The sequence below is a fragment of the Micromonospora sp. WMMA1363 genome (assembly GCF_030345795.1).
Classification (GTDB): domain Bacteria; phylum Actinomycetota; class Actinomycetes; order Mycobacteriales; family Micromonosporaceae; genus Micromonospora.
On sequence record NZ_JAUALB010000001.1, the window covers coordinates 4,090,573 to 4,109,356 of the forward strand.

Here is an 18,784-nt window from a genome sequence, read left to right on the forward strand (position 1 = left end):
GTCGCCCGCGCAAGAAGCGGAAGGTTGGCCGGTGAGCGTGCAGGAGTCGACGTTCCACGGCTTCGTCAACCCGGTCGACCCGTCGCCGGCGGAACTGCGGTCGTGGGCCTACCAGCCGGATTCTGTGCCACTGACCTCCATGCCGCCGGACTGGGACCTGCTGGTCTCCGGTGACCGGCTGGTGCTGACCCTCTTCGACCTGGCCACGGATCCGGCCTGCCCGGCCCGCCGCTTTGCGCTGCACTGCCTCTACATCTACGCCGCGGACGGGATCCGGACGAACTTCCGGGCTCATCCGAAGCGGCGATTCCGCAAGCTGGTGGAGCAGGCCGAGCGGGACGGCGACGAACTGATGCGGACGTGGGCGCACAACAGCCGGGTGCTGCTGGCCCGGCCAGACCTGTTCGTCTACCGCGACTGGTGCGAAGGCGGCTTGGTCCGGGGCAACCACCGCCTCGCCTGAGCGGCGAGGCGGTGGCCGTCTGATGCCCGATGCCAGTAACGGCTACTTCCTGGCATCCTCCGGGTACGGTCGCGGCCCCGTGGGTCCCGGCCCGTACGCAGTTGACGCTGATCGGTCAACGCGCCTGTCGGTCGCTGCTCTCGCGACGCCCCTCGTCGATGCCGTGATCGGCCGAGTCGGCGAACCGCCCTTCGCGGATCTTGTCGCGGAACTTTCCGTGGGTGACCCGGTCGAATCTCTCCCTGACGTTCTCGGCCACCTGTTCGAGCCGTTCCTCGGTCTGTTCGGCCACCTTCTTCGCCGATTCCGCCATGCGCTCCCCCTCGCCATGCCGGTAGGTCTGAATTGAGCTGAGAAGACCTCAATCGCCAGCCTAGTCAGGGCGGCCCGTTCCCGCCGGAAAACGGGGACGGCCCGGGCCGCACGCCGTGATCGTCTCAGCGCTCGGGGTTTCGGCGGGGGCGCCAGACCACCAGCGCGGTGGAGGTGCGGTTGGCCGGCACCAGGTCGCTGCCCGGGAAGCGGGCCAGCGACTCCAACTCGGCGATCCGGCGATACGCGGCATCCAGCTCCTCCTCCAACCGCGCCACCCGCTGCTGCGCCTGCTCCAGCAGTCGCTCCAGGCCGATGATTCGCTTCACGCCCGCCAGGTTGATCCCGTCGTCCTGGCTGAGCCGCTGCACCTCACGCAGCAGCACCACGTCCCGGACGCTGTACCGGCGACCCCCGCCGGCCGCCCGGCCCGGCTGTACCAAGCCGAGCCGGTCGTACTGGCGAAGCGTCTGCGGGTGCATCCCCGCCATCCGTGCCGCCACCGAGATCATCAGCACCTTGGCCTCGTAGGCAGGGTCATCCGCACCGATGAATCTGTCCGACATCCCCGATCACCTCCGCCTGTACCGCACCCGAGCCACCGAAAACACCGGTCAACTGACTCGACGCACCCGCGCGTCGAGATGTTCCCGAGCGGCCGGCGAGCTCTGGGCGGCGAAGGTCTCCAACGCCGCCCGCGCCTCCTCCGACAGCGCCGCCGGAACCACCAGGTCGAGGGTGACCAGCAGGTCCCCGGCCCGACCGTCCTTGCGGGCCACCCCCTTGCCCCGCGCGCGTAGGACCCGTCCGCTGGGCGTCCCGGGCGGCACCCGCAGGGTCACCGCGCCGTCGAACGTGGGTACCCGCAGATCGGTGCCGAGCACGGCCTCGGCGAAGGTGATCGGCACGGTCAGGGTGAGATCGTCGCCGGTCCGCCCGAACAGGTCGTCCGGGCGGACCTTGACGTGAACGAAGAGGTCGCCCGCCGGGCCGCCACGCTCGCCGGGCTCACCCCGCCCGGCGAGCCGGATTCGCTGGCCGTCGGCCACCCCGGCGGGGAACCGGACGTTGAGCGTCCGGGTCTTGGTCACCCCGCCTGTGCCCTGACACTCCGGGCACTTCTCGTCGACCAGCGTGCCGACGCCCTGACAGCTGCGACACGGCTCGGAGAAGCTGAACGACCCCTGGTTGCGGGTGGTCACGCCGGCACCGTGGCAGACCGGGCAGGCGCGAGGCTGGGTGCCGGGCTTCGCGCCGCTGCCGTGGCAGGTGTCGCACACCCCGGGGGCACGTAGCGTCAGCGGGAGGGTCACCCCGCGCACGGCGTCGTCGAAGTCGAGGGCGACCTCGGCCTCGATGTCCCGCCCACGAGCCGGGCCCCGGGGTGCGGCACCGCCACTGCCCGAAAAGATCGAACTGAACAGGTCCTGGAAGCCGGCACCGCCGAAGCGCTGGTCGCCACCCGCCGTGCCGCCGAACAGGTCGGAGACGTCGAACGGCTGGCCGCCGCGGGCGTTACGGCGGAATGCCCCCGAGCCGAACAGCGAGCGCATCTCGTCGTACTCCCGGCGCCTGGCCTCGTCACCGAGCACCGAATACGCCTCGGATACCGCCTTGAACCGCTCCTCGGCCTTCGGGTCGCCCGCGTTGTGATCCGGATGCGACTCGCGCGCCAGCTTCCGGTACGCCTTCTTGATCTCGTCAGCGGAGGCGGCCTTCTGCACGCCCAGGACGGCGTAGTAGTCCTTCTCGATCCAGTCCTTGGAACTCACCGGTCCGCCCTCTTCCCACCGAACGGTCGTCCCGCCCGCCCGGTGCGGGCGGACGGGACGATCCGATCATCGTGTCGTACCACTTACTCGGGGTCGGCGACCGCGACCAGCGCCGGCCGCAGCAACCGCTCGCCGATCTGGTAGCCCCGTCGCATCACCTGCACACAGGTCGGCTCGGTGACGTCGGCCGAGGTCTGGTGCGCCACCGCCTCGTGCCGGGTCGGGTCGAACGGGTCGCCCTTCTCACCGAACGGGGTCAACCCGAACTTGCCGAGCGCGGCGGTGAGCTGCTCGGCCACCGAGCCGAACGGACCGACCAGGTCGCCGTGCTCGCGAGCCCGGTCCAGGTCGTCGAGGATCGGCAGCAGCGCGGCGAGCACCGCGCCGGTCGCCTGCTCGGTGACCAGACCTCGGTCCCGGTCGACCCGCTTGCGGTAGTTGGCGTACTCCGCCGACACCCGCTGTAGATCCCGGGTCCGCTCGTCGAGTTCGGTGCGCAACGCCTCCAGTTCGGCGCCGAGCGAGGTCGCGGCGGCGGCGTCGACGGGTTCGGCCGGGGCATCCACCACCGGCGGGCCGGCCGGAATGCCGTCGTCCCCCGCGGCGGTCTCGACCTGGATCTCGTCGACCACCACCTCGGCCTCCTCGACCAGTCCCTCCGCCGGGACGTCCGACCCGGCGTCGGCGGCGGCCCCGTCGGACCCCGCAGTATCAATGATCTTGCGGTTGTTACGGATGACGACCCGCGACTCCGCACCGGCCTCGCCGGGGGAAGCGGAGCCACCCGGCGCCGCCCCGGTGCTGCCCGGGCCGGCGGCTCGTGGCTTCTCCGTCATTCGGTTACCTCATCCCTGTGCGTGGAGTGCGTGTCCGAGGAGGGCTGTCACTTCTTGTCCTCGTCCACGATCTCCGCGTCGACCACGTCGTCCGCACCACCGGGCGCACCACCGGCCTGCGCACCACCAGGCGCACCACCGGCCTGCGCACCACCGGTCGCCCCGGCGCCCGGCTGGCCCGCCTGCTCGCCCTGCTGCTGGCCGTAGAGTAAGGAGCCGGCCTGCTGGGAAACCTGGGCCAACCGCTCGTGCGCCGACTTGATCTTTTCGATGTCCTGGCCGCCGAGCGCGCCACGCAGCTCGCCCAGCGCCTCGTTGAGCTGGTCGCGGGACTCGGTCGGCAGCTTGTCGCCACTCTCGGCGAGGAACTTCTCGGTCTGCCACTGGAGCGCCTCAGCCAGGTTCCGGGTCTCCGCCTCGTCGCGACGCCGCTTGTCCTCCTCGGCGTGCTCCTCGGCGTCCCGGCGCATCCGCTCGATGTCATCCTTCGGCAGCGACGAGCCGCCGGTGATGGTCATCTTCTGCTCCTTGCCGGTGCCGAGGTCCTTCGCGTGGACGTTCACGATGCCGTTGGCGTCGATGTCGAAGGTGACCTCGATCTGCGGTACGCCGCGCGGCGCCGGCGGGAGGCCGGTCAGCTCGAACGTGCCGAGCTTCTTGTTGTACGCGGCGATCTCGCGCTCACCCTGGAAGACCTGGATCAGCACCGACGGCTGGTTGTCGTCTGCCGTGGTGAAGACCTCGGAGCGCTTGGTCGGGATCGTGGTGTTGCGTTCGATCAGCTTGGTGAAGATGCCGCCCTTGGTCTCGATGCCCAGGCTCAACGGGGTCACGTCGAGCAGCAGGACATCCTTGACCTCGCCCTTGAGCACACCGGCCTGGAGCGCGGCGCCGACGGCGACGACCTCGTCCGGGTTGACGCCCTTGTTGGGTTCCTTGCCGGTGAGCTGCTTGACCAGGTCGGTCACAGCCGGCATTCGGGTCGAACCGCCGACCAGGATGACATGGTCGACGTCGGAAATCTTGATCCCGGCGTCCTTCACGGCCTGCTCGAACGGGCCCTTGCAGCGGTCCAGCAGGTCCTGCGTCATCCGCTGGAACTCGGCTCGGCTAAGCGTCACGTCGAGGTGCAGCGGGCCGGCGGCACCGGCGGTGATGTACGGCAGGTTGATGTTGGTGGTGGCGGCGGCGGACAGCTCGATCTTCGCCTTCTCGGCCGCCTCCTTGAGCCGCTGCATCGCCATCTTGTCCTGGGACAGGTCGATGCCGTGCTCGCCCCGGAAGGTCTTCACCAGGTGGTCGATGATCCGCTGGTCCCAGTCGTCGCCACCGAGGTGGTTGTCACCGCTGGTTGACTTGACCTCGATGACGCCCTCGGCCAGTTCCAGCAGCGACACGTCGAAGGTGCCGCCGCCGAGGTCGAAGACCAGGACGGTCTGCTCCTTGGAGCCCTTGTCCAGCCCGTACGCCAGGGCGGCCGCGGTCGGCTCGTTGACGATCCGCAGCACGTTGAAGCCGGCGATCTCACCGGCCTCCTTGGTGGCCTGGCGCTGGCCGTCGTTGAAGTACGCCGGGACGGTGATCACCGCGTCGGTGATCTGCTCGCCCAGGTACGCCTCGGCGTCCCGCTTGAGCTTCATCAGCGTGCGGGCCGAGATCTCCTGCGGCGTGTACTTCTTGCCGTCGATGTCGACGGACCAGCTGGTGCCGATCTCCCGTTTGACCGAACGGATCGTCCGGTCCGGGTTGGTCACCGCCTGACGCTTGGCGACCTCACCGACGAGCACCTCGCCGTTACGGGCGAACGCGACGATCGACGGGGTCGTCCGCGAGCCCTCCGCGTTGGCGATGACGGTGGGCTCACCGCCCTCCAGGACGCTGACGCAGGAGTTCGTCGTGCCGAGGTCGATACCGACCGCACGTGCCATCTTCGCTTCCTCGCTTCGTTCGGTTGAGCAGGTGACGGGCACCGCCCGCGGCGCACCCACCACAAGTTGAGTGAACTGGACTCAATAGTGCCACGCCTTCGCCAAACGTCAAGTGAGGTTGAGCCGACCCGACGCAACCCACCTCGGTTATTACCGTCTGGTTGTCTTCCCATGCATCGGTCGGGCACGCTTTAGCGGTGACGACGCACGGCGATTCCGCCACCGAACCCGCCGTGCCGACCGTCGCAGCCCGCACCGGCCCCACCGGTTCCGGTGAGACCCCGTACACCAGCACCGGGGACGACACCCTGCCCACCGCGCTGACCGGCCTGCGCGCCGCGATCGGCGCGGCGCGCTTCCCGCTCCCGCTGCCCTCGGCGGAGGTCGCCCGCCGGGCCGGGCGGGCCGTCACCGACCAGCTCGACGACTATTTGCTGCCCCGGCTCCGCCGGCTCGACGCCCCGCTGCTCGTGGTGATCGGTGGGTCCACCGGTGCCGGCAAGTCGACCCTGGTCAACAGCATGGTCCAAGCCCGGGTGAGCGCCGCCGGGGTGCTCCGTCCCACGACCCGCTCCCCGGTGCTGGTGTGCAGCCCGGCCGACTCGAGCTGGTTCCGTCAGGGTGCGCTGCTGCCCGGCCTGACCCGCACCAACTCGCCCAGCGAGGACCCGCGGGCCCTGCACGTGGTCACCGCACCGGCACTCCCGCCCGGGCTGGCCTTCCTCGACGCCCCCGACATCGACTCTGTGGTCGACGCCAACCGGGCCCTGGCCGGTCAACTCCTCGCGGCCGCCGATCTGTGGCTCTTCGTCACCACGGCCGCCCGGTACGCCGACGCCGTCCCCTGGGACGTGCTCCGCACCGCGCGGTCCCGGGGCACGGTGATCGCCATGGTGCTCGACCGGGTACCGCCGGGGGCTGGCGACGAGGTCACCGCCCACCTGTCCGAGATGCTCGCCGAGCAGGGCCTCGGCGCGACACCGCTGTTTGTTCTCCCGGAAACCTGGGTCGACGGGCAGGGGCTGCTCCCCGTACAGGTCACCGCGCCACTCGCCGACTGGTTCGCCCGGCTCGCCGCCGACGCGGACGCCCGGGCCGCCGTCGTCCGGCAGACCCTGGACGGCACGCTCGCGACCCTCCACCCGACCGTCGAAGGGCTCGCCGAGGCGGCCGACGAGCAGGTCGTCACCGCCGACACGCTCGACGAGCGGGTCGCCGCCGCTTACCGGAGCGCCCACCGCACCGTCGAGCAGGGGCTCTCCGACGGGCGACTGCTGCGCGGTGAGGTCCTCGCCCGCTGGCAGGAGTTCGTCGGGACCGGCGAACTCCTCCGCACCCTGGAGGCCCGCCTCGGGCGCCTGCGGGACCGACTCGCCGCCGCGGTGACCGGTCGCCCGGCGCCGGCCGCCGGGCTGCGCGTCGCGATCGAGTCCCAGCTGGTGACGCTGCTGTGCGGGGTCGCCTCGGAGGCGGCGGAAACCGCGCACACCGCGTGGCGGGCCCATCCCGCCGGGGCGGCGTTGCTCGACCCAGCGCTCGCCCACCCGTCGCCCGAACTGCCCGACCGCGCCGAACGGCTGATCCGCGACTGGCAGCGCGGCGTGCTGGACCTGGTGCGCACCGAGGGCGACGACAAGCGTTTCATGGCCCGGACAGCCGCGTACGCGGTCAACGCCACCGGGCTCGCCGTCATGATCGCCGTGTTCGCGTCGACCGCGTTCATTCCGACCGGGCTGGAGGTCGCCACCGGAGCCGGCACGACGGTCGCCGGGCAGGCCGTGCTCCAGGCCATCTTCGGCGACCAGGCGGTGCGTACGCTGGCCGACAAAGCCCGGACGGACCTGTTGGCGCGGGTGCGGGCGCTGCTGGACGAGGAGGCCGCGCGCTACCTCACCCGGACCGCCGCGGCGCGGCCGGCCGCGGAGACCGCCGAGTCGCTGCGCCGGGCCGCCGACCGAGTGGAGTTCGCCCGGCGTCGCAGCGGCTTCGCCGTGGACGCGCCGACCGAAGGGGCCGGGCCGCGGTGAGCAACATCGTCGGGCGGATGCGTGGGGCGTTCCGCGGTGACCAGCGGGTGGACGTCAACGCCCTGGTCGCCCGGCTGGAGGCGGTCCGCCGGTTCCTCGGGCTGGTCGACGGTTACCTGCCGGACAACCAGCTCGGCGCCGCGCACACCCTGATCGAGCGCGCCGGCGCCCGGCTTGCGCTCTCCCGGAACCACACCGTGGTCGCCCTGGCCGGGGCGACCGGCAGCGGCAAGTCGAGTCTGTTCAACGCCCTCGCCCGGATGGGACTGTCCCCAGTCGGGGTACGCCGCCCGACCACCGGCGCCACGCACGCCTGCGTCTGGGGACCGCCCGACGGTGGTACCCAGCTGCTCGACTGGATCGGCGTGCTACCCCGGCACCGGTTCGTGCGGGAAAGCGTGCTCGACGGTGACGACGAGAGCGCCCTGCACGGGCTGGTCCTGCTCGATCTGCCCGACTTCGACTCGGTACAGCGGTCCCACCAGCTCGAGGTGGACCGGCTACTCGGCCTGGTCGACCTCGTCGTCTGGGTGGTCGACCCGCAGAAGTACGCCGACTGCGTCATCCACACGAGCTACCTGCGCGAGTTCCACCGGCACCGGGATGTCACCCTCGTCGTGCTCAACCAGACCGACCGGCTCCCCCCGGCGGAACTGCCCCGGGTCCTCGCCGACCTGCGTCGGCTGCTCGACGCGGACGGGCTGGACGGCGTGCCGCTGCTGGCCACCACGGCCGTCGAACCGGACAGCATCGCCGGGCTGCGGGAAGCGCTGGAGCACACCGTCGCCGAGCGGCAGGCAGCGCTGCGGCGGCTGCGCGGTGACCTGGAAGCCGCGGTTACCGACCTCGCGGAACTGGTCGAGCCAGGTGAACCGAGCGGGCTGAACGACGCGACGGTTGTCGCCCTGAACCGGGCGCTGGCCGGCACCGCCGGGGTTCCCGCCGTCGCCGACGCGGTCGAGACGGCTTACCGGCACCGGGGCGCGGCGACGACCGGCTGGCCACTGGTCCGGGGCTGGCGGCGGCTACGGCCCGACCCGCTGCGCCGGCTGCACCTGCCGCACGGCCCGGACGACGCGGCGGAGAGCCTGGTAGCCGCGACGTCGGTGCCCGATCCGACCGCCACGCAGCGCTCGGCACTCGGGCTGGCGATCCGGTCGGTGGCCGATCGCGCCGGGGCTGGCCTACCCGCTTCCTGGCCCGCTGCGGTGACCGCCGCGGCCCGCTCCCGGCTCGCCGACCTGCCCGACGCGCTGGACACCGAGATCGCCCGCGCCGACCTGGGCATGGGCCGCCGACCGCTGTGGTGGCGGCTTGTCGGAGGCCTCCAGTGGCTGGTCACGGCCACCGCAATGGTCGGCCTGGGCTGGCTGGTCCTCGGCTACGCGCTGCGCGCGCTCGGGCTGCCCGAGCTGGATCACCCGACCGTCGGCGCGGTTCCGCTGCCGACCGGGCTGCTGCTCGGCGGCCTGCTCGCCGGGCTGTTGGTGGCCGCGCTGACCCGGCCGGCGCTGCGGTGGGCGGCCCGACGGGCCCGGCGGCGGGCTGAACAGCGGCTCACCGCCACGGTGGCGGACGTCGGGGCGGCCTACGTGCTCGCGCCGATGCGCGCCGTGCTGTCCTCCTACACCGAAGCCCGCCAGGCTCTGTGGGACGCCACCGGCCACTGACCGGCGCTCCGGCGGACCTGACCGCCGCTCGCGGCGTAGGGTCGGTGAATGGGAACTCCGCAGACCCCCTACGACGCGGTGCTGCACGCGGCCCGCGACGTGGCCAAGCTCGACAACGCTCTGGACGCCGAGATGCTCGGCGCGGCGTTGCTCGGCAGCGTGTACGCGGTCGCCGAGACCCGGCGGGACGACGCCGTACGCGAGTTCGTCGGCGACTTCCTCGCCGCCACCTCCCGCCGACGCGCGGCCGCGGCGACCACCATCCGGTCGGTCTTCGCCGCATTGGTGCCCGACGCGACAGGAGCCGAACGGGTGCGTCCGGGCACCACGGCGCCCGCCTGGTCGGGCCAGCTCGGCCGGGTCCACCTCACCGGCTGCTGGTCGTACGGGGACGTGTACGGCGACCAGACCTCGTACCTGGCGACCTTCGCGTACGACGATCCGGCTGGCGGACCGGAGCATGCGCTGGTGACGCTCGTCGATCACAACATCGGTATCACCAAGGACGTCTTCGTGGGCGGCCCGCCGTCCCGGGTCCTCGACCAGATCCGCCAGATGTGCGCCGGGGACGAGCTGACCTGGTTCCGCGACGAGGAGCCGGTGCGCATGCACACCGAGGTGACCCGGCACCTGGCTGTCACCGACGACCTGAGCGAACTACCCGGGGAGGGATCGCTGGCCACCGACCGGGCCCTGGTCGGTGCGCGGCTGGCCCTGCTTCCGGTCGGCCGGCCGGCGCCCGTCCGGGTGGTGAAGCCGCCAGCCGCCGCCGAGCGTACGGAGCTGGTGCGGCGGTTCCTCGCCGCGCCGGAGGCCACCCGGTTCGAGTTGGACGCCGTCGACGGCGCGCAACTCGCCTCGCTGCACTTCTGCCTCGGGCTGCTGCTCGACCACGCGGCGACCTTCACCGACCCCGACCCACTGCGGTGGAGCCCGACGGTGGCCGGGCTGTTCCTACTGGACTGGGTGCACCGGCGGGCCGTGCTCGACATGGACGACGCGGCGATGCTGCCCCGGGTGCTGCGCGGCTGGGCCGCGTACGCCGGCCGCAAGCGGGGGTTGCCGGAGACGGCGACGGCCGGAACGGACGCCGCGATCGAGGAGATGGTGCCGGAGTTCGCCCGCCTCTACACCACCGGTGAGCGGCGCAGCCCGGCGACCGCCGCCGTCGCACAGTTGTTGGCCGACGGTGTCGACCCGGAGGACCCGGCCGCGCTGGACGCCTGGATATCGGCCAACCGCCACCACCTGACCGATGACGGAACCTGACGGATCTCGAGTGCTGGAAAGGTCGTTCACCTACCGCAGGCGTCGACCGGGACCCCGCCTGCTCCACCAGCGCAAGCCGGCGGGGTACCCGGACACGGTGCGGAGCTGGCCTTGGTTCAGGCAGCGGCGGTCGTAGGCCCATCGGTCGGCTCGGGTCCGGGCTCGGACGGCTCGCCTGTCGGCAGGGGCGCCGACGGCTCACCTGTTGACGGGGGCGCCGACAGCTCGCCTGTTGACGGGGGCGCCGACGGTTCGTCGACAACCGTCTGATCGGACGGCGGCCGGGACAGGGTGCTCGTCGGCTCCGCCGACGTGTCCGGGCCGTCGGTCGGACCCGAACCCCCTGGCGGGTCCGGCGTCGGAGACGGGCTCGGAGACGGCGTCGGAGACGGGCTCGGAGACGGGCTCGGAGACGGTGCGGGGGCCGAGGTCGGCGACGGTGTGGTCAGCGAGAGCGACACCCTCGTCGGCGGCGGTGCCGGGGCGGGGCGGACGAGACCGACCCGGGACGGCCGGGGTGCGGGAGGCGCCGGACGCCACACCGGCGGCACACCGGGGCGCCAGGCCGGGTCGTCCGAGGCAGCCGCCGCAGGCGTCGAGGTGGCCGGCGGCGCGACGCCGGACTGGCTGCTCGTGGGCAGCGGGAGCACCACCGGGCCCACGGACGGGGTCGGAATGAACGGGGTGCCGGCGTCGGGCAGGGCGGTACTGCCGACGGTGGCCGAGCCGGCGCTGATCGCGGCGAGGATCGGCATGGCGGCGGTGCCCGCGAGCAGCGCCACGGTGAACAGGTATCCCCGGGATGGCCCGCCACCGCCCGGGGCACGGTGGGCACCGACGATGCGGCGGTAGGTCACTGCCGAACGGTAGGTCACACCCGCACGATGCCGGCCGGCGTTCGGAGTACCCGGGGCCTCACCTGGCTCGGACACGGCACCCTCCTCGTCGTCGTCCGCACGGCCGGCGGGCGACCGTGGCCGGCCCGGGAACGGCGCGGCCCACGATCGGCGGGCGGTCCCGCGCTCTCACCCTGGCCCAGTCACGCTGAGTCGGCCAACCCGGCACAGCGTGTCGAACCACGGATCTACCCGAACGGTGACAAACGACCACCAGATCGGCGGCGCGCCGATGGAGCAGACACTCGGCAATCCGTGTAACGAAGCGGGCAGGCCACGAGGTACGGGCCGGCCGGACTGTGGGCGCGCTCACGTGTGATGCGACTATGGAGCACGACGGCAACGCAGCCGTGGCCGCCGCGCACCCCGCGGACGGCACGGCTGGGCGCCGGCGCTCCCGAACCGGATCCACTCCCCTGGATCCGGCTCACGCCGCGCGGCAACCCCCACCGGGGCTAGGCGCGGTTCGCCAGGAACCGGTCCGGCACCAGCCGGGCAGGCGCAGGAGTTGCGCGTTGCCGGGTGACCCCCCGGCGCCGACGCAGACATGACAGGGAGAGACGGATGGCAAAGGGCGACCCCGGGGTCACCACCCGCGGCCGACGGGCCGCACCCCGTTCCAGGAAGAGCGTCACCAGCGACCCCGAGCTGGTGCAGCTGCTCACCCCGGAGGGCGAGCGCATCGACAGCGTGACCGGGCCGGACGGCACCGAATACCGCGTCGACTTCACCGACGAGGAGTACCGCGGCCTGTACCGCGACCTCGTGCTGGTGCGGAAGCTGGACGCCGAGGCGACCGCCCTGCAGCGGCAGGGCGAACTCGGCATCTGGGCGAGCCTGCTCGGCCAGGAGGCGGCACAGGTCGGTTCCGGCCGGGCGCTGCGTACCCAGGACATGGCCTTCCCGACCTACCGGGAGCACGGCGTCCTCTACTGCCGGGGCATCGACCCGATCATGCCGCTGGGCCTGTTCCGCGGCGTCGACCAGGGCGGCTGGGACCCGAACGAGTTCAAGTTCAACATGTACACGATCGTGATCGGGGCGCAGACCCTGCACGCGACCGGGTACGCCATGGGTGTCGCCATGGACGGCAAGACCGGCACCGACGACGGCGAGGCGGTGATCGCGTACTTCGGCGACGGCGCCACGAGCCAGGGCGACGTCAACGAGTCGTTCGTCTGGGCCGGGGTCTTCAACTCCCCGCTGGTCTTCTTCTGCCAGAACAACCAGTACGCCATCTCGGAGCCGCTCGATCGGCAGACCCGCATCCCGCTCTACCAGCGGGCCGCCGGCTTCGGCTTCCCCGGCGTCCGGGTGGACGGCAACGACGTGCTGGCAACGTACGCGGTGACCCGGAACGCGCTGGACAACGCCCGGCACGGGCAGGGCCCGAGCCTGATCGAGGCCTACACCTACCGGATGGGGGCGCACACCACCTCCGACGACCCGACTCGGTACCGGATCGCCAGCGAGGTCGAGGCCTGGCAGGCCAAGGACCCGATCGCCCGGATGAAGACCTTCCTGGAGAAGCAGCGGATCGCCGACGCCGACTTCTTCGCCGAGGTCGACGAGCAGGCCCGGCGCGAGTCGGTACACCTTCGGGAGCGGGTACTGGCGATGCCGAACCCCGAGCCAGCCACCCTGTTCGACCACGTCTACCCCAACGGATCGCCGCTACTCGACCAGCAGCGGGAGCAGTTCAGCCGGTACCTGGAGTCGTTCGAGGGGAGCGCGCACTGATGGCCACGGAGACGCTCACCCTCGGCAAGGCCCTCAACGTCGGCCTGCGCAAGGCTTTGGAGAACGACCCGAAGGTCGTCATCCTGGGCGAGGACGTCGGCAAGCTCGGTGGTGTGTTCCGGATCACCGACGGCCTCCAGAAGGACTTCGGTGACCAACGGGTGATCGACACCCCGCTCGCCGAGTCCGGCATCATCGGCACCGCGGTCGGCCTGGCCATCCGTGGTTATCGCCCGGTCTGCGAAATCCAGTTCGACGGCTTCGTCTACCCCGCGTACGACCAGATCGTGTCGCAGGTGGCGAAGATGCACTACCGTTCGCGCGGCAAGGTGCAGATCCCGATGGTGATCCGCATCCCGTTCGGCGGCGGCATCGGCGCGGTGGAGCACCACTCGGAGTCGCCGGAGGCGTACTTCGCGCACACCCCCGGCCTCAAGGTCGTCTCCTGCGCCAACCCGCAGGACGCGTACTCGATGATCCAGCAGGCCATCGCCTCCGATGACCCGATCGTGTTCCTGGAGCCCAAGCGCCGCTACTGGGAAAAGGGCCCGGTCGAGGTCGACGCACCGCGGTCCGAGGCGTACCCGTTGCACGCCGCCCGGGTCGCGCGGCCCGGCACCGACGCGACCGTGCTCGCGTACGGGCCGATGGTGCGCACCTGCCTGGACGCGGCGACCGCCGCCGCCGAGGACGGCCGCGAGCTGGAGGTCATCGACCTGCGTACGCTTTCGCCGCTGGACCTCGGCGTGGTCTACGAGTCGGTGCGTCGCACCGGTCGCGCGGTGGTGGTGCACGAGGCACCGTCCAATGTCGGCCTCGGCGCGGAGATCGCGGCCCGGATCACCGAGGAGTGCTTCTACTCCCTGGAGTCCCCGGTACTTCGGGTCGCCGGCTTCGACACCCCCTACCCGGCCGCCCGGGTGGAGGAGGAGTACCTGCCCGACCTCGACCGGGTGCTCGACGCCGTCGACCGCGCGTTCGGTTGGTGAGCGGCATGTCGCGGATCAAGGAGTTCAACCTTCCCGACCTGGGCGAGGGCCTGACCGAGGGCGAGATCCTCAGCTGGCTGGTCAAGGTCGGCGACACCATCGAACTGAACCAGCCGATCGTCGAGGTGGAGACCGCCAAGGCGGCCGTGGAGATCCCGGCGAAGTGGGCCGGGCGGGTGCAGTCGATCTTCCACGAGGAAGGCACGACCGTCGAGGTCGGTACGCCGATCATCGCGATCGACACCGACCCGAACGCCGGACCGGTGGCACCGTCGACCACCGACGCGCCGGGCGGCGAACTGCCCACCCCGTCGGCCGCCGCGCTGGCGGCGGTCGAGGTGGCCCCCGCCGAGGGCGCGGTCGAGCCAGGGCTGATCGGCGGTCCCGCACCGGGTGGCCGGACGCCGGTCCTGGTGGGCTACGGTCCGCGCACCACCGCCGCGAAGCGCCGCCCGCGCAAGGGGGGCATTCCGGCGCAGGGCGACCCGGCCGCGGCCGCCGCGCCGGTCGAGTCGGCCCCCGCGCCGGTGGCCCCGCCGGCGATCGACCGCAACGGGCACGGTGGCGGCCCCGTGCTGGCCAAGCCACCGGTACGCAAGCTCGCCAAGGATCTCGGGGTCGACCTGTCCACCCTGACCGGCTCGGGCCCGCTCGGGTCGATCACCCGGGAGGACGTCCAGCGGGCGGCGAGCACGCCCGCCGCGGCGGCCGAGCCGCTGACGGTGGTCACGCCGGCCGCATCGGCGGCGATCTTCGGCGCTGACCGTGAGCAGCGGATCCCGGTCAAGGGCGTCCGGAAGCTGACCGCCGAGAACATGTCCCGTTCGGCGTTCACCGCCCCACACGTGACGGAGTTCCTGACCGTCGACGTGACCCGGGCGATGAAGGCACTGGATCGGCTCCGCCAGCGGCGGGACTGGCGTGACGTCCGCGTCTCACCGCTGCTGCTGGTCGCCAAGGCGGTGCTGCTGGCGGTCAAACGCCACCCGATGGTCAACTCAACCTGGGCCTCCGACGAGATCGTGGTCAAGGAGTACGTCAACCTCGGCATCGCGGCGGCCACCGAGCGCGGCCTGATCGTGCCGAACATCAAGGACGCCGGGCGGCTCACCCTGCGGGAGTTGGCGGACGGGTTGACCGACCTGGTGCAGACCGCCAAGGCGGGGAAGACCGCCCCGGTGGACATGTCCGGCGGCACCCTGACCATCACCAACGTCGGCGTGTTCGGGGTGGACACCGGCACGCCGATCCTGCCCCCAGGTGAGTCGGCGATCCTGGCCTTCGGGGCGGTGCGCGAGATGCCATGGGTGCACAAGGGCAAGGTGCGTCCGCGTCAGGTCACCACGCTCGGCCTCTCGTTCGACCATCGGATCATCGACGGGGAACTGGGGTCGACGTTCCTCCGGGACATCGGAGACTTCCTCGCCGATCCGGAGACGGCGCTGCTCGCCTGGACCTGACCGGTCCGCCCCGGCTGACCGATGGATGGCCGGTGTGCCATGGGTGAACGCCCGGCACACCGGCCATTTCCATTGGACGACGGAACGTCGGAGGATATCGCAGTCAGCCTTCGATTATTCGGCGAGTGTCTCAGCTCACCTAACAATCGATGGAAGTCGGCGATGGGATGCGGTTCAATGGAGTCATCCGGGGCCAACAACCGAATAGCCAGGAGACCAGACCCATGAGCATGATCGAGAGAATCCGCAACCGCCGCGACGCCAGCCGCCGTGCCCGCGCCATCGAGAGCGCGCTACGCTCCGCCAACTCGCCTGCGGTGCGCGACGAGATCCTCGCCATCGCCCAGCGTCACATGCACTGACGCGCCACGACGTTCCACGCCTCCTCAACCGACGGCCCGCCCGGCCCCATCCGGGCGGGCCGTCGGCATTTCCCAAGGCGGCCTCGCCCCCTCCAGTCGCGCGTCGAACACCGGGATTCCCCCATCACCGCGCGCCCGGTACGGTGGGTCGGGTCGTCGCGCGCCCATCGCGCAGATCGGTCTCCGATTGAAGCTGATCGACACCGTTCGGCGACGCTGAGTGACGGCCGCTGCACCCCGACGCCCCTCCACGGGGCACCCGATACGTTCGGGGAGCCGGCACGGCTGGTAGCCACCGGCGATCCGGCCGCCGGGCCGCGCACCCGGCGCCGGCGGCAGACAGGTGATGGAGGAGGCGCACGCATGACGTCCGAGGGCACGCACCACCCCGGCCAGCAGCCGGACGAGGCGTCGCCGGGCGCTGGCGGACCGACGCCGTACGGTGACCGGCCGGCGCAGCAGGACAACGGGCACGTCGTCGGCAACCCAGACCTGGGATGGGCGCCACCGCCGCCCGCCCGGCCGAACCCGGCCGCGCCGGCCTGGCCGACCGACGCGCCATCGCCCCCCACCCGCGCCGTCGCGCAGGCGCCGCAGCAGACGGAAGCGCCCGCCCCAGGCGCCTGGGCGCCCGACGCCGGTGCCACCCCATGGCTCGCCCAGGCTGACCGGTCGGCCCCGGCCGAGACCCTCGAGGCGCCGACGTGGGCCCAGGCCAACCCGCCCGCTGCCTGGGCACAGCCCCCGACACAGTCCGAACCAGGCGCCCGCGGCGCCGCACCGGTGCCGCAGGCCGCGCCGGCCTGGCCCGCCCAGGACCTCCCGGTCCACCCAACTCCCGGCCAAACCGAGCCGACCACCGGCTGGAACAACAGCACCGACCGCCCCGACGCGGTTCGGTCGGGCGGCTGGGATCCCGGCGCCCAGCCCAACCAGTCCCCTGCCGCCGGGTGGGCGACCGGCACTGCCACCCGTCAGGACGACCAACCGCAGCAGCCCGGATGGGCGGCACCGCAGGACGAGACCGCCGGTGCGCCGGAGCAGCCCGGCTGGGCGCCGGCGGCGTCCACGTCAACCTGGGTGCCGCCGGCGCGGGGCGCGGCACAGGTGCCTGCTGCCGCCCCACGGTCCTGGCCCGGCCAGGACGAGTCGGGCCGCTCGGTTGACCCTACCCGGCGGTCCACAGACCAGTCCGAAAGCCCCGCCGGCTGGGTCACCGAGCCGGCGCCCGCACAGGATCGGCAGCACCACGACGACGACCCGGCTCGCTCGGGCGGCTGGAGCACCGGCGCGGCGCCCCCGGACCGGGGGCACCAGGACGGCACCAACGGGTCCGGCGGTTGGGCCGCTGGCCGGCAGGACGATCAGCCGCAGTCCGGGTGGCCGTCCGCCACCGACCGCGACGGCTCCGGTGAACCGCACTCGACCGACGGCTGGGCAGGCCGTGACACGCAGTCGCCGGCCGGGGATTGGGCAGCCCGCGCCACGCCGGTGACCGGCGACGGTGGCTGGTACCCGGCCGAGCCGGCCTCGACGCCCCCTGCACGGGCCACCGTCCCGGCACCCGCCGAGGGCCCGCCGCAGCCCTGGCTGCCGGCACCGCGCACCGCCGCCGACCGGCCCGCCGTCCCGAACGTCGCACCGTGGGCCCCAGGCGAGGCCTGGGGTCACGCAGAGCCGGCCGCGGCTCGGGACGCCGGCGCCGGGGAGCCGCGACGGGCCGACCAACCACCGGTCTACCATCCCGCGCCGGGCCCGGGCATCTCGCCGGAGAACGCGGTTCCGCTTCCCCCGCAGCAGCAACGGGTGCCGGGCGCCAGCCTGGCCGCCGCCCCACCGGCGGATTACGTGCCATCGGCGCAGTTCGACCTCGATCAGCATGCCCGCGACGGCGGGACGGCGTACGAGGCCGAGCAGCAGGGTTGGCCGTTGACCGCCCAGCATGACGAGTCTCCGGCTGCGCTGGTGCTGCCCGCGCCGCGTACCTCGCCGGAGTCCACCGGCTGGGCCTCGGTTCCGGCAGTGGCCGGTGATGTCTCCGGCAGCGTCTCGGCGAGCGCCTCGGTGCCGTTGGCCAGCCGGGTGGTTCCCCCGACCGACCAGGCGCTGAACCCGACGGCGCCCGCACCCCAACCCCGCGTGTACGGCCGTCCGACCCGTCCGGAGCCGGCCGAGGAAACCGAGTCGGCGCACGACCAGGCCGACCCACCATCCCGGTTCGGGCCGGACGTCCGGCCCGAACCCGGCCTCGACGGCGGCTTCGGCGCTGATAACGGCTTCGGTCGCGGCGTCGACGACCGGGCCGCCGGCCCGACCGCCTTCGCGAACGCCGCGCCGGTCGCCCCGGCCTCACCGGCGGCGCCTGCGCCGTTCCCGCCGGGCATGCCGGCCTTCGCCGATGCGCCGAAGAACGACCGACCAATGAACGGCGTCCGGCCCCGCGACGACGCCGACCGCCCCGAAGAGCACTTCGGGGCACCCAGCACCGGGGCCGCTCCCGGCAACGGCTTTCCGCCCTCGCCGGAACCGGTGTACCCACCGTCTCCGCAGCAGGCGACTCCGTCCTGGGACCAGCAGGACCAGGCTGCCCCCGACCCGGACCAGGGCCGCTTCGACGCGTTCAAGCCGATCGCCGAGCCGGCCGCCGACGCGCCCGTCCCGGAGGTACGCAACGGGCGGGTGTTTGCCGCCGTGCTCATCGCCGCAGTGCTGATCCTGGCCATTCCACTGGGTCTGCTCACGCTGTTCGGTCAACTCGGCGGTACGGAGGCGCCGGCCTTCGACCCGCCGGTGGGCAGCTGCGTCAAGCAGGAGGGCACCAGCGCGACCGCGGCGGACTGCGGCGAGGCGAACGCCTTCACCGTCGTGTCCAAAGTGGATGTCCAGGAAGAGTGCGCCGACCCGACGCAGCCCTACGTGCAGCTCCCGGGCTCAGGCACCAACCGGGTGCTCTGCCTCAAACCGGCGGGCTGACCGGCACGCCCAGAGTCGGCGGTGACGCCATGGTCGACCGTGGTCCGCCGCCGATCTGCCGTCGCCACTCAGTGGTCCACCGCCCGC

15 protein-coding genes are annotated in these 18,784 nt (G+C 72.5%); 10 read left to right on the plus strand and 5 right to left on the minus strand.

Annotated features, from left to right (window positions below; all coding sequences use genetic code 11):
* The first annotated feature begins 31 nt into the window (after positions 1-31).
* Positions 32-463 (plus strand): hypothetical protein, encoded by a 432-nt coding sequence (locus QTQ03_RS19045; protein ID WP_289279224.1) that lies wholly within the window; start codon positions 32-34, stop codon positions 461-463.
* Positions 464-578: 115 nt separating this feature from the next.
* On the opposite strand, the gene QTQ03_RS19050 is transcribed toward QTQ03_RS19045, so the two are convergent.
* From QTQ03_RS19050 to dnaK, 5 genes are all read right to left on the minus strand, one after another.
* Entirely contained in the window at positions 579-776 is a 198-nt protein-coding gene (locus tag QTQ03_RS19050; protein WP_289279225.1) for a hypothetical protein, read from the minus strand.
* A gap of 124 nt (positions 777-900) precedes the next feature.
* On the minus strand, positions 901-1,341 hold the full coding sequence (locus QTQ03_RS19055; protein WP_289279226.1) for a heat shock protein transcriptional repressor HspR: 441 nt from the start codon (positions 1,339-1,341) through the stop codon (positions 901-903).
* A gap of 48 nt (positions 1,342-1,389) precedes the next feature.
* Positions 1,390-2,547, minus strand: a complete 1,158-nt coding sequence (dnaJ, locus tag QTQ03_RS19060; protein WP_289279227.1) for a molecular chaperone DnaJ — start codon at positions 2,545-2,547, stop codon at positions 1,390-1,392.
* Between the two features lie 83 nt (positions 2,548-2,630).
* The gene (gene grpE, locus QTQ03_RS19065) at positions 2,631-3,383 is read right to left on the minus strand and encodes a nucleotide exchange factor GrpE (protein WP_289279228.1); all 753 of its coding nucleotides are present in this window, start codon (positions 3,381-3,383) and stop codon (positions 2,631-2,633) included.
* Positions 3,384-3,430: 47 nt separating this feature from the next.
* Positions 3,431-5,311 carry a molecular chaperone DnaK gene (dnaK, locus tag QTQ03_RS19070; RefSeq protein ID WP_289279229.1) on the minus strand — a complete coding sequence of 627 codons (1,881 nt, stop codon included), beginning with the start codon at positions 5,309-5,311 and terminating at the stop codon, positions 3,431-3,433.
* Positions 5,312-5,508: 197 nt separating this feature from the next.
* Here dnaK and QTQ03_RS19075 point away from each other — a divergent pair, with 197 nt between their 5' ends.
* The 9 genes from QTQ03_RS19075 (at position 5,509) to QTQ03_RS19115 (ending at position 18,697) form a co-directional block, all read left to right on the plus strand.
* Positions 5,509-7,338, plus strand: coding sequence for an ABC transporter (locus QTQ03_RS19075; RefSeq protein ID WP_289279230.1), 1,830 nt, complete (start codon positions 5,509-5,511; stop codon positions 7,336-7,338).
* Between the two features lie 17 nt (positions 7,339-7,355).
* Positions 7,356-9,008: a GTPase gene (locus QTQ03_RS19080; RefSeq protein ID WP_289280894.1), complete on the plus strand. Its 1,653-nt coding sequence runs from the start codon at positions 7,356-7,358 to the stop codon at positions 9,006-9,008.
* Positions 9,009-9,056: 48 nt separating this feature from the next.
* Positions 9,057-10,277 carry a hypothetical protein gene (locus tag QTQ03_RS19085; protein ID WP_289279231.1) on the plus strand — a complete coding sequence of 407 codons (1,221 nt, stop codon included), beginning with the start codon at positions 9,057-9,059 and terminating at the stop codon, positions 10,275-10,277.
* Between the two features lie 441 nt (positions 10,278-10,718).
* Positions 10,719-11,129 (plus strand): hypothetical protein, encoded by a 411-nt coding sequence (locus tag QTQ03_RS19090; protein ID WP_289279232.1) that lies wholly within the window; start codon positions 10,719-10,721, stop codon positions 11,127-11,129.
* Between the two features lie 608 nt (positions 11,130-11,737).
* The gene (pdhA, locus tag QTQ03_RS19095) at positions 11,738-12,913 is read left to right on the plus strand and encodes a pyruvate dehydrogenase (acetyl-transferring) E1 component subunit alpha (RefSeq protein WP_289279233.1); all 1,176 of its coding nucleotides are present in this window, start codon (positions 11,738-11,740) and stop codon (positions 12,911-12,913) included.
* Positions 12,913-13,902 (plus strand): alpha-ketoacid dehydrogenase subunit beta, encoded by a 990-nt coding sequence (locus QTQ03_RS19100; RefSeq protein WP_289279234.1) that lies wholly within the window; start codon positions 12,913-12,915, stop codon positions 13,900-13,902. The genes pdhA and QTQ03_RS19100 overlap by 1 nt, the downstream gene beginning before the upstream one ends.
* A 5-nt stretch (positions 13,903-13,907) precedes the next feature.
* Positions 13,908-15,362, plus strand: a complete 1,455-nt coding sequence (locus tag QTQ03_RS19105) for a dihydrolipoamide acetyltransferase family protein (protein WP_289279235.1) — start codon at positions 13,908-13,910, stop codon at positions 15,360-15,362.
* 224 nt (positions 15,363-15,586) lie between these two features.
* Positions 15,587-15,724, plus strand: coding sequence for a hypothetical protein (locus QTQ03_RS19110; RefSeq protein ID WP_289279236.1), 138 nt, complete (start codon positions 15,587-15,589; stop codon positions 15,722-15,724).
* A gap of 363 nt (positions 15,725-16,087) precedes the next feature.
* Positions 16,088-18,697, plus strand: coding sequence for an LppU/SCO3897 family protein (locus tag QTQ03_RS19115; RefSeq protein WP_289279237.1), 2,610 nt, complete (start codon positions 16,088-16,090; stop codon positions 18,695-18,697).
* The last annotated feature ends 87 nt before the right edge of the window (positions 18,698-18,784 follow it).